Origin of the sequence: Polynucleobacter sinensis (assembly GCF_001595985.1) — a bacterium.
Taxonomy (GTDB): Bacteria; Pseudomonadota; Gammaproteobacteria; order Burkholderiales; family Burkholderiaceae; genus Polynucleobacter; species Polynucleobacter sinensis.
The window spans coordinates 21,288-30,422 of record NZ_LOJJ01000004.1; the positions used below are offsets into that span (position 1 = coordinate 21,288).

Annotated in this window: 13 protein-coding genes and 1 pseudogene; 6 read left to right on the forward strand and 8 right to left on the reverse strand. The window is 39.9% G+C overall.

Translation table 11 applies throughout. From position 1 onward, the window contains the following. Nucleotides 1-64: 64 nt before the first annotated feature. The 5 genes from AOB49_RS07140 to AOB49_RS07160 form a co-directional block, all read right to left on the reverse strand. Nucleotides 65-682, reverse strand: coding sequence for a hypothetical protein (locus tag AOB49_RS07140; protein ID WP_062309427.1), 618 nt, complete (start codon nt 680-682; stop codon nt 65-67). A 157-nt stretch (nt 683-839) separates the two neighbouring features. Further along, nucleotides 840-1,298: a hypothetical protein gene (locus AOB49_RS07145; protein WP_062309429.1), complete on the reverse strand. Its 459-nt coding sequence runs from the start codon at nt 1,296-1,298 to the stop codon at nt 840-842. Nucleotides 1,299-1,453: 155 nt separating this feature from the next. Further along, on the reverse strand, nt 1,454-1,852 hold the full coding sequence (locus tag AOB49_RS07150) for a hypothetical protein (RefSeq protein ID WP_062309431.1): 399 nt from the start codon (nt 1,850-1,852) through the stop codon (nt 1,454-1,456). Nucleotides 1,853-2,008: 156 nt separating this feature from the next. Next, nucleotides 2,009-2,425, reverse strand: coding sequence for a hypothetical protein (locus tag AOB49_RS07155; RefSeq protein WP_062309433.1), 417 nt, complete (start codon nt 2,423-2,425; stop codon nt 2,009-2,011). A 170-nt stretch (nt 2,426-2,595) separates the two neighbouring features. Continuing rightward, on the reverse strand, nt 2,596-3,438 hold the full coding sequence (locus tag AOB49_RS07160; protein WP_062309435.1) for a hypothetical protein: 843 nt from the start codon (nt 3,436-3,438) through the stop codon (nt 2,596-2,598). A 194-nt stretch (nt 3,439-3,632) separates the two neighbouring features. Here AOB49_RS07160 and AOB49_RS07165 point away from each other — a divergent pair, with 194 nt between their 5' ends. Then, entirely contained in the window at nt 3,633-4,364 is a 732-nt protein-coding gene (locus tag AOB49_RS07165; protein WP_062309436.1) for a hypothetical protein, read from the forward strand. Between the two features lie 25 nt (nt 4,365-4,389). Then, nucleotides 4,390-5,358, forward strand: a complete 969-nt coding sequence (locus AOB49_RS07170) for an SIR2 family protein (protein ID WP_062309438.1) — start codon at nt 4,390-4,392, stop codon at nt 5,356-5,358. A 21-nt stretch (nt 5,359-5,379) separates the two neighbouring features. On the opposite strand, the gene AOB49_RS07175 is transcribed toward AOB49_RS07170, so the two are convergent. Together AOB49_RS07175 and AOB49_RS12295 are read right to left on the reverse strand one after the other, a co-directional pair. After that, nucleotides 5,380-5,946 carry a tyrosine-type recombinase/integrase gene (locus tag AOB49_RS07175; protein ID WP_062309440.1) on the reverse strand — a complete coding sequence of 189 codons (567 nt, stop codon included), beginning with the start codon at nt 5,944-5,946 and terminating at the stop codon, nt 5,380-5,382. Nucleotides 5,947-6,386: 440 nt separating this feature from the next. Next, entirely contained in the window at nt 6,387-6,848 is a 462-nt protein-coding gene (locus tag AOB49_RS12295) for a hypothetical protein (RefSeq protein WP_062309441.1), read from the reverse strand. Between the two features lie 405 nt (nt 6,849-7,253). Here AOB49_RS12295 and AOB49_RS07185 point away from each other — a divergent pair, with 405 nt between their 5' ends. From AOB49_RS07185 to AOB49_RS12165, 4 genes are all read left to right on the forward strand, one after another. Next, nucleotides 7,254-7,706 (forward strand): DUF6641 family protein, encoded by a 453-nt coding sequence (locus AOB49_RS07185; RefSeq protein ID WP_062309443.1) that lies wholly within the window; start codon nt 7,254-7,256, stop codon nt 7,704-7,706. Between the two features lie 132 nt (nt 7,707-7,838). Further along, nucleotides 7,839-8,399 (forward strand): hypothetical protein, encoded by a 561-nt coding sequence (locus tag AOB49_RS07190; RefSeq protein ID WP_062309444.1) that lies wholly within the window; start codon nt 7,839-7,841, stop codon nt 8,397-8,399. Between the two features lie 45 nt (nt 8,400-8,444). Beyond that, nucleotides 8,445-8,591, forward strand: a complete 147-nt coding sequence (locus AOB49_RS12160) for a hypothetical protein (protein ID WP_172793412.1) — start codon at nt 8,445-8,447, stop codon at nt 8,589-8,591. Nucleotides 8,592-8,602: 11 nt separating this feature from the next. After that, nucleotides 8,603-8,773, forward strand: coding sequence for a hypothetical protein (locus tag AOB49_RS12165; RefSeq protein WP_172793413.1), 171 nt, complete (start codon nt 8,603-8,605; stop codon nt 8,771-8,773). A 240-nt stretch (nt 8,774-9,013) separates the two neighbouring features. On the opposite strand, the pseudogene AOB49_RS12035 reads toward AOB49_RS12165, so the two are convergent. Continuing rightward, nucleotides 9,014-9,135 (reverse strand): annotated as a pseudogene (locus AOB49_RS12035) (IS30 family transposase); the annotation flags it as partial.

Sequence of the window (9,135 nt, forward strand, 5' to 3'; positions counted from 1 at the left end):
GAAGCCCATGATAGAGCCATATAAACAGGGGGTCTGCGGGTGGTCAGTGTCGGTGTGGAAGCAATTAAGCTGCAATAGGGAATTCAAGCACCGGCATCCCCATCTTGATTCGCTGAAGATAGCTATCAGTCATGATCTTAGAAATATCAGCTTTTCCAGCATCAGCCACAACAACAATCCCGCCCTGATTCTTAAAATCAGCTCTATCCACCCAACCTTGCGGTGTTAGTTGTTGCAAAGTCATGCCAGCGATGGAAACAGCTTTTGATGAAATAAACCATAACTCTTGCTTATCCCCTGCCTTCTTAGCAACTATCTCATTGATTTTGCCAATAGGTGACTTAAGTAACTTCTGACGATGGTAGCTACCAATCCAAGTTTTAATAGATTTAAATTCAGATCTATTAAATTTAAAACGCCAGATGCCACCGACATAGCCTGCTAGCTTTAGCATGTCAACATGAGGTTTTTCTGTGCCCAAATGTAATTGAAGATTTGTTTCTGGCATTTTTGGAACGTGAGGCAATGCAGTTCTTGGAAAACGCTCTTCTGCTGTAAACCAAGCAAAATTAGTTATCGAAAGTTGCAACCTTACCCCAGTAACTGCCTCTGTTTTAATTTCTTGTGACATCAAAATATCAAACAAATTATAACCTTTTGTGTAATGAAAAATAGTGCTCATTTAATTCTCCTTAATTGCGAACTATCACTGCGATAATTCACAGGTTCTATATTAGTTTTGGTAGCTTAAATTTCGGCTGAATAAGCGATTTAAATCAAGTTTGTTAATAGCCATGCAATCAAGATAAGTGGTTGCTATAGCAACCACTTATCAAGCACTATGTAGCTAATTCGATCTGCTGACACCGATCACAGGAACATCCAACTGTATTTCGATTAAAGTACTCCTCTGCATCAACATCACAGATATTCCAGGCGTAGATAGGGCCCATCATTGCACCCCAAGGGGCAACAATGGTGTCATTACGCAAAACTCCAAAGTACGCCAAGTTGCCCACATCATCTACTTGCGATGAAGTGACCTCAAACCAAAATCGCTCATTTGGAACATCCTCAATTCCCCAATCAACAATCACCTTAGCCATCATTCCCACGGGGATTGACTCTCGAATCTCTTTCTCTGGAATTGAGAAGGTATCCAGGAAATTCTCTTCCATATATTCAACATCTTGCAATCCAATTTCCATCCACTCAGAATCCACCTCTATAAGAGTGGAGTTAAATGGTGCTTCACTTGCTAATTTAAAGTCTGCTGCCGTATGTTTGCAATTACACATGCATTTCTCCTTTTTTATTGAAGGCCATCAAGATTGATAACCCATATACCTAAGATAGGCGTTTTGACCTACTTTTCGGGTAAACAATCAATTCAAATCGAGTTTGTTAATCAATAGATATAAACAAAAATGCCACCCGAAGGTGGCACTAAAACTTAAGCAAAGTTTTCTATGGGTAGAGAGCCATTCAAAACCTGTTCGGTGACCTCTATGCCGCCCATATCCTCAATAAAATCTACCAAACCTTTTCCGGATAACATTAAGGGAATATCTTTCAAATGCGCCCCAAGAGCCACAACGATTTGACAGCGTCTTAAGAAAACTTCTTCATCGGCATTAGCTTTGGACCAATCACAATTTCCAACTTCTTTATATTCAGCCTTAACCATAGACAGCATTTCAAGCCACTGACTCATAGAACTCTCAAAACCAAACCGCCCAACCAAATCTGGTGTGTTTTCAAGCAGCTCAAAGAACATATCTACTGGAACCTCGATAGTGCAATCTACATCAAGATTTGCCAGGCTAATAGACAACATTTTCTCAATGCTCATTTCAACTTCTCCTATTTAATTAAGGCTCTCAAGAGCGACAGCCCATATATGTAAGATATTCGTTTCGACCTACTTTTCGGATGAATAACTAATTCAAATCAACTCTGTTAATTGCCGAAACCGATAGAAAATGCCACCCGAAGGTGGCATCTATTACTAAGCTGCTAATCGCATTACAGGAACCTCTGGAATCAGATCTACCCCTCCAGCAGACGACAGATCCAATAAGCCGCGAGCACGCTGCTCATCAAATTGCTCCGGATGCACTAGATATATCGGCTCTTTGTATAAAACCGTATTAAGAGCGGCAAAATCAACGCAAAGATCGCAAAACTTACCCCATCTTTCTTTCTGAACGTGCGCTGCCTTAGGATGTTTATTAAAAAATGCATCTTCACGTAACAGCTTTGCTTTAAGCACTAAGTGGTAACCATCGGCTTTTTCATGATCACTATTTACCAACCTCTCAAATTCATTAACAATCGCATCTACAAAATCTGTCGTAGATTTAACTACCATCTTGATGCCATAAGGAATCATATTGACTGCAATTACATAAGATTTATTACTCATTTAATTCTCCTTTAGTTGAGAGCCACCAAGTGCGGTAACCCATATACGTAAGATAGGCGTTTTGACCTGTTTTTCGGATGAACAATCAATTCGAATCAAGTTTGTTAATCGATAGCTTTTAACGAAAATGCCACCCGAAGGTGGCACCGTTACTGCAAGTAACACTTGTTTCATGCAGCCATTGGTAGCGGCTGGAGAGTCAGCTTTTTGGCTCGACGTTGTTCATCAACCCTATCGCGCTCCTCTTGTATCTTGAGTTGATAAGCAGGCGAAATCATCTCTTTTGCTTTTGCAAATTGCTGTTTTTCAATTTCTGAATAACTCCCTTTGCTGCCAATGTCCACTATTACCCGTTTAAGAATTTGCTCCTCAAACTCATAATCCATAGGAACAATCCCTACTACTTTGTAAATTCCATCAACTTTGGCGCAAATGGGATATAGAAATGAGCCAACACCATGCGAATCATGTACTTGACTGGTCCATTCGCCTGGAATCCTAAACTCAGCCATAGGCGTTTCAGCTTTTATGTTTAAAAGTGCTTTCACAAGCTTTGTCCTACCCTCATCTTCACTTTTGCGCTTTTGTACGCCTTCTAAATTCACATTACTTTCGCGAATACGGTCAATTCCTCCGTTTTGGCGTATGAAATCTTCTAGCTCATCAGCCATTACATCCTGTCTATAAGCCATATCAAGCACTCTGGCATAAACGTGCGCATTTTTACGATTAGTGCGCACTACATATTTCACAATAATGGTCAGATCTGGGGTATTTTTTTGAACTTTGATATGGTGCTTGGTTGATAAAGTACTGCGCATTTTGGATAGAATTTCTAGCTTATAGTCAGACCCCAGAACCTGATCGCTATATCGCATTAAATCAGCCAATAGCCCATATAAAACGTCGTTTGCTTTCACAATGTAGTTATCGTAAAAATCAACTTGCTGCTGTGCCAGTAAATCCCCTTCTGATAACACTTGCTCTACTAATAACTTTCCATTCTTTTTCATCTTGTTTCTCCATTGTTATGCGAGTTATTTCGCTATATGAGTCTATAAAAATAGGGGTCTTTTTCGGATGAACAGTTGATTTATGTCAGTTTTGTTAATGTCCCATTAAGGGGTAAACGCTAATCAAAGTAGATAAGAATTGTGCTTATACTTTTCATATCTATTTTTAGTGCGTCATTTAAATATAGGCTCATATGTCAGATGAAAAATTGGGGCTCTATAAAGAGATTCCCGGCGGACTTCGCAAAGGTCGTTCAACAGTAGATGATTGGCGCAAAGCCAAAGATACGCTGTACTACGAATGGTGGCGCTGTCTTAATGCCAGCAATGAATACCTAGAATGTTGTTCAAAAGGCGGTAAAAACCACGCTCTTGCAGATACCTATGCCTTATTCGGAGATGTAAATGTCTCGTGGGCACAATGGTGGGGAAATATCGGTAAGCGCATTTTTAGCGAGCGGCATCAATACTCTAAAGTTCGCGCAATTGACCAGGCTGAAGTTTTAAATAAATTAGAAGTCGAACCAAAAAATTTCTTAATTCTCGACATTCCATTGAATTTACGACGAGTGACCATACTTGAGCAAATTAACAAGCTCTTAGACGAACATCATGATGGCAAGAACTTGGACGTGAGGGCTCAAAGTACTGCTTTAGTCCAACTCGAAACTACTAAGCTACAACATAAAACCATCCCAATCCTAGTAGACGTTGCAGAAATCCTTTACCGCAACCCTGATATTCAGCTCTATCAACTAGCGCAAAGAGCGAAACTAGCTGAAATCCACCTTGGTAGAAAAGTTCAAGAATCTAATAGCGCAGAGCAAGAGAAGCAAAGACGTCAAATGGCTGCCAGTAGATATAAAGAGCAGGCGGAGAGACTGGTTTACAACGCGGCAAGACTGAAGTTCCCATCAATTGAATAAGTGTTATTAAAGTTAAGGATAAGAAATGGCTATTAAAAATACAGTTTTACTTGGCAATGGAATCACACGCTCTTTAGAACCAACTTTTGGTGGCTTATCGTGGGAGGATATTTTAAATAAATTATCAGAACGATTCTCGGTACCAGTCTATGACCTAAACCAGAAACCATTACCTTTAGTATTTGAGAAAATTAGGCTGCAACTAATTAGGGATGGAAAAGATCCTAATGAATTAATAAAAGATGTCGCGCAACTTCTGTCAAAAAGTGGCTTAGGAAATCGTTTAACTGATATCTATAGTGGATTAGCAAGAAATATACTTACAACTAACTACAACCGCTCAGTAGATGGCGGCGTTGGCTATAAACACCCATTCACACCTAAATTTCAAAAAGTATCAGAAAAATATCACTCACTATTTAGAGCGAAGACGGATGGTAAGAAAGTTTTTTGGAAAATACATGGTGACGTTGAAAAACCTAGCTCTATGTTGCTGGGGTATAACCAGTATGCAAAGTATATGGGGCAAGTGAAGGACTATCTTTATAAAGGAATCCAGTTTGCGCACATGAATGAACCTGTCCGCTCACCGCTAATGGGTAAAAAACCAAACTTTAACTTTGAGAAAAATTGTGAACTTTACTCATGGGTAGACGTATTTCTTAAAGATCAGATTCACATCATAGGCCTTGGTTTAGACTTCTCTGAAATTATCTTATGGTGGTTAATTTCTGAAAAAGCTAGCTTACAAGCACAGCATCCATCTAATATTGGTGGGATTAGTTATTACTCAATTGAATTGCCAAATAAGATTAAATCAGTTAGTCAACAATGCATCAGAACCATGTTATCTGATTTAGGTGCAAGAATAGTTGAGGTTCAAGCCGATGATTATGTAGACGGATATTTACAAATTGCCGAAATGCTTAGGCCAGGTATAGAAGCAAAATATCATTATGATGATTTTTCTTTTTTGAAAAAAAGTCCTGATTAGTACTTCTCATAATAATGGTTATCAGATCAACTCAACCGCATTACGCATGAGATCTGGATTGACGTCGATATATTTCTGAGTTACAGCAATCGATTTGTGCCCCGCCAATCCAGCCAATACCCTTACAGAGATACCTTTGTTTGCTAGCGTAGTAATGAAGGTTCTGCGCCCACTGTGACTGGAAGCCCCCGCGATTCCGGCATTGCGATAAGCCCAAAAGAACCATTGGCACAAAGAGTTTGCCGAGAATCCCAATCTTTTAGCAGTATGAAAGAACGGTACATCTGGAAACTTGGCATAGCGAGTGGCCAAATAAATCGCTAATTCATCTTGTAATTTCTTAGGTAAAAATACCGTTCTAGGTTGCCCACCCTTAGTCTGCGCTGCGCTTAAACGTACTTCATTGCGAATCGTGCCATCTTCATTCACAACGTCCCGCATTTTTAAACTGGCTATTTCGGCAACGCGAAGCCCGGAATAACAGCTGGTCAATATCAGCGCCCTATCCCGTTCAGGGTACTTCTTAGTACTTACGTATGCCAATACTTTATCTAGCTCTTGAGGTGTCAATGTTTTAGCTTGTGCCATCTATTTTTCCTTTGTAGTTAATAAAAAACATGTATGTAGTTTGTTTTCTTATGGGCTAATGGTCGACCTCTATTTGCCAAGAGATTTAGTTGAATTCTTATGATTTGTCATCTTTACCCAATGATTCTTAGCGAAACCATGGACTTCCAAGATCTTCCAAGAATCAACGACTTGCATCATTCACAAAAGAAAAGCATATTTTTCTTATATGCACACTACGCTTAATATTTAGCTGTTTTATGTGAGATCTAGACAACAAATTGACTAAGAATTTGAGGGGTTTATATGCAAATACTGTGGGTTTTTGACACACCACTAAAAACACCTCAAATCCACGCTGTACTGCGTTTATGCAATCTCAGCTAACCATGCTTAAGAATGCAAAAAGCCCGCGTTCAGCAGGCTTTTTTGAGGGGTTTCTTAACAATTTTATGTATTCGCTATTGTTGCCAAACTGTTAAATCCACATTAGTAGCAATAAACACGGGAAGCTTTGGCCCTGCGTTTTTGCAGTGGCGCACTGACAAGTCCCAACTCCCTTTTGTCCCCCGCTGCTCATCGCCAATACGCAAATGCATTTCCCCGCTATCTGGCAAATACGCACAGAATCCCGGCACTGTTTGTTTAATCTTTGCATCCCTATCCCAATGCAGTATCCATGACATCAGGATATTGGGCGCTTTAGGTAAGTCTGTATTAATCAGCTCATTGACGATATCTATTTGCTCTTGTGTCTGAGCACGGTTTTCCCAATGGATGTAGCTATAAAAATCCACTAAATACTTTTGCATAGGGTTATGTAGTTCGATTGAGCCGTTATAAGCAGCGCGATTAAACACCATATTTCCATAGCTTCCAGCAAATTTTTCATTAATAAACATTCTGACTGCAATTTCTCTCATTTTTATCTCCTTTTAGATGAGTGATGTTGCAAGTCGCTTGGTTTTAGTTTCTACGTTAGTTACTAGAAGAAGAGATCTCAAAAGATCGTTACTTAGTGATTAGTTGCTTCTCTCATTAGAGAGAAGTGCTTTTGTGTTGCTAGTCAGAGTTATTCATTTGCCACTAAGTGACTCACTTAACTCCATTAGCTACCACTTACTCAGCTAGTAACGTTTTTCCCTTACCTCGGTAACCCACTCTGTCGCAACCGAGCAACTCACAAAAATATTTATCTCTTGATAAGAAAGACCGCATTTTTTCTGTCCAAAATGCTCTGAATTTCACAGAACACCAAATAGAGGTCGCCCTAAACCCTTGATCAGCCATACATTGCGGATATACCCCACTTTTGTAAGGAGAGTCCTATGGGCACACCAAATACCTTGAGTAATCTGCTATTTGTAAACGCTGTAAGACCAAGATCTATGTCGCCGGTACAGCAAAGACGCAATAAGCTAAGCAATAAACTTTGGGAGCAGATCCAATTAGCTAGGAGCCAGATTGAACATACCCACTTTGTCGTAAAACGTAGGGTCACTGTTAAAGACGTAGAAGGTAACTATAAGAGCATTGAACGTCCAAAACGCATCAAGCCCTGGTGGTTTATGTCTAGTGACGGCTCTTTATGTCTATCAGTTTTTTACGGAAGCAAACGTATTGAGATTGTTCCAGAAAAAACATCCATCCGTGCGGCAAATATGACTGACTTAATAGCTGTACTAGACTTACTCAAGTCAGAGACTGAAGCTGGTAGCCTTGATGTAGCTATTGAGAAAGCCAGTGGTGCATTAAAAATGAACTTCAATAAAAACAGGTAGATAGCGACACAAGCGTTACTTGAAGTAACGCTTAAATTCGATATTGAATTACTTTGGTACAAACCAATGCTACTGGACATGAGCTAACTCAGCTGATATAAATCCAATAGAGATTTTTAATGGGGAAATGTCATGCAAATTATCAATTGGATTACAGAGGCCTACAGAATCAATTTCGAACAACTATGTGCAAATACGTCTTCCAGAGAAGGATTCACCAAGTCCAGAAAAGATGGTGAATTAGAAATTATTGAAGAAGATTTTAAGTACTCCGAAAAAGATGATGAAAGATTTATTCCAATAAAACTCATTGCAAACCAAAATAAACTCTATGCGAAAGCATTCATAACTCTACCGGTCAACCTAGACAAAACCGATGAAATTGATGTACTCAAAGTTTTAGGTCGAATGAACCATGAAGCGGGCTCCTGCTGCTCGTATTTTGATGCTGATGAAAAAAAAATTAAGGTCCATGTTGGGCTAAGCTACACCGGCTCTTACGCCATAGATGATGATGAACACTGTGAATCGGGCAATTTCGAAGTAATGTCTTTTTCTAATATGCTTTTAGGTGCAATGGAGCACGCACACTATTGGACGGATAAATTAATTCTCTTAGAAAACCCGGATTTTGTAGCCGAGGATGTTTTCAAAACTATTGATAAGAAAGTTAAATTCCAAGTTATTAATTAATTGCACTAACTAGAGTGCCAAAACTAAGAAAAGCTAAATATCTATATGAAACGATATAAAGCAACGGTCAATGCGTCAGGCTTGTGGGTAGAAACGATTCTCTACGCTCAAAATCAAGCTCAGGCATATGCACTATTCAAGGCAATTTTTGGCTCTAGTAACGTACCGCATCAACCGCTACAGATTAGCTAAGGACAGAACCCATGAGATTCGATGAAATAGCCCCAATTAAACCCTTAAGCCCAGAGCAAGCCAGGCTTAAATCCATGAAGGATCGTGTCAAGCGAGATCAAGAGGCGGTTAAGGCTGAACGAGCCAGGCAAAAGATTAAAACGGGGCAGCAGCAATTGGCAACAACAAATAGCGTCAGCTAGCAAATGTGCCTAGCGACTATAAACAGTGGCTACCAACTCGAAGGGCTGATGATCCCTATTTGCAGAAGGCTTTGGATAGATAAGTGCTACTTTAAATAGCCTTTGCGCTTCAAGCAGCCCGCAGCTCCTGCTGAGCCCGCTTCTTGCTCGGGTAGTTATCTGCAGCCTTACTGTCTGCTTCTATAAGCTTTCTTGTATTTGTTCCACGCAACTGCTCAATAGCCTGTATTACCCTTGGATTCAACCGGTCAACGCAACAGATTGAGCAAAACGTTCTGCCGGTGTTTGATAGTTTAGTGTTTTTCTAGGGCGTTCATTTAGTTTCCTTGCCACTGCATTGAGCTTGGCTTGGGAGTAGTTAG

Bases quoted from the DNA above. Each gene is read 5' to 3' on its own strand.
- AOB49_RS07150 (WP_062309431.1), bottom strand. From the start codon at position 1,852: ATGAGCATTGAGAAAATGTTGTCTATTAGCCTGGCAAATCTTGATGTA.
- AOB49_RS07140 (WP_062309427.1), bottom strand. From the start codon at position 682: ATGAGCACTATTTTTCATTACACAAAAGGTTATAATTTGTTTGATATT.
- AOB49_RS07185 (WP_062309443.1), top strand. From the start codon at position 7,254: ATGGGCACACCAAATACCTTGAGTAATCTGCTATTTGTAAACGCTGTA.
- AOB49_RS07165 (WP_062309436.1), top strand. From the start codon at position 3,633: ATGTCAGATGAAAAATTGGGGCTCTATAAAGAGATTCCCGGCGGACTT.
- AOB49_RS07170 (WP_062309438.1), top strand. From the start codon at position 4,390: ATGGCTATTAAAAATACAGTTTTACTTGGCAATGGAATCACACGCTCT.
- AOB49_RS07155 (WP_062309433.1), bottom strand. From the start codon at position 2,425: ATGAGTAATAAATCTTATGTAATTGCAGTCAATATGATTCCTTATGGC.
- AOB49_RS07145 (WP_062309429.1), bottom strand. From the start codon at position 1,298: ATGTGTAATTGCAAACATACGGCAGCAGACTTTAAATTAGCAAGTGAA.
- AOB49_RS12160 (WP_172793412.1), top strand. From the start codon at position 8,445: ATGAAACGATATAAAGCAACGGTCAATGCGTCAGGCTTGTGGGTAGAA.
- AOB49_RS07190 (WP_062309444.1), top strand. From the start codon at position 7,839: ATGCAAATTATCAATTGGATTACAGAGGCCTACAGAATCAATTTCGAA.
- AOB49_RS07175 (WP_062309440.1), bottom strand. From the start codon at position 5,946: ATGGCACAAGCTAAAACATTGACACCTCAAGAGCTAGATAAAGTATTG.
- AOB49_RS07160 (WP_062309435.1), bottom strand. From the start codon at position 3,438: ATGAAAAAGAATGGAAAGTTATTAGTAGAGCAAGTGTTATCAGAAGGG.
- AOB49_RS12165 (WP_172793413.1), top strand. From the start codon at position 8,603: ATGAGATTCGATGAAATAGCCCCAATTAAACCCTTAAGCCCAGAGCAA.
- AOB49_RS12295 (WP_062309441.1), bottom strand. From the start codon at position 6,848: ATGAGAGAAATTGCAGTCAGAATGTTTATTAATGAAAAATTTGCTGGA.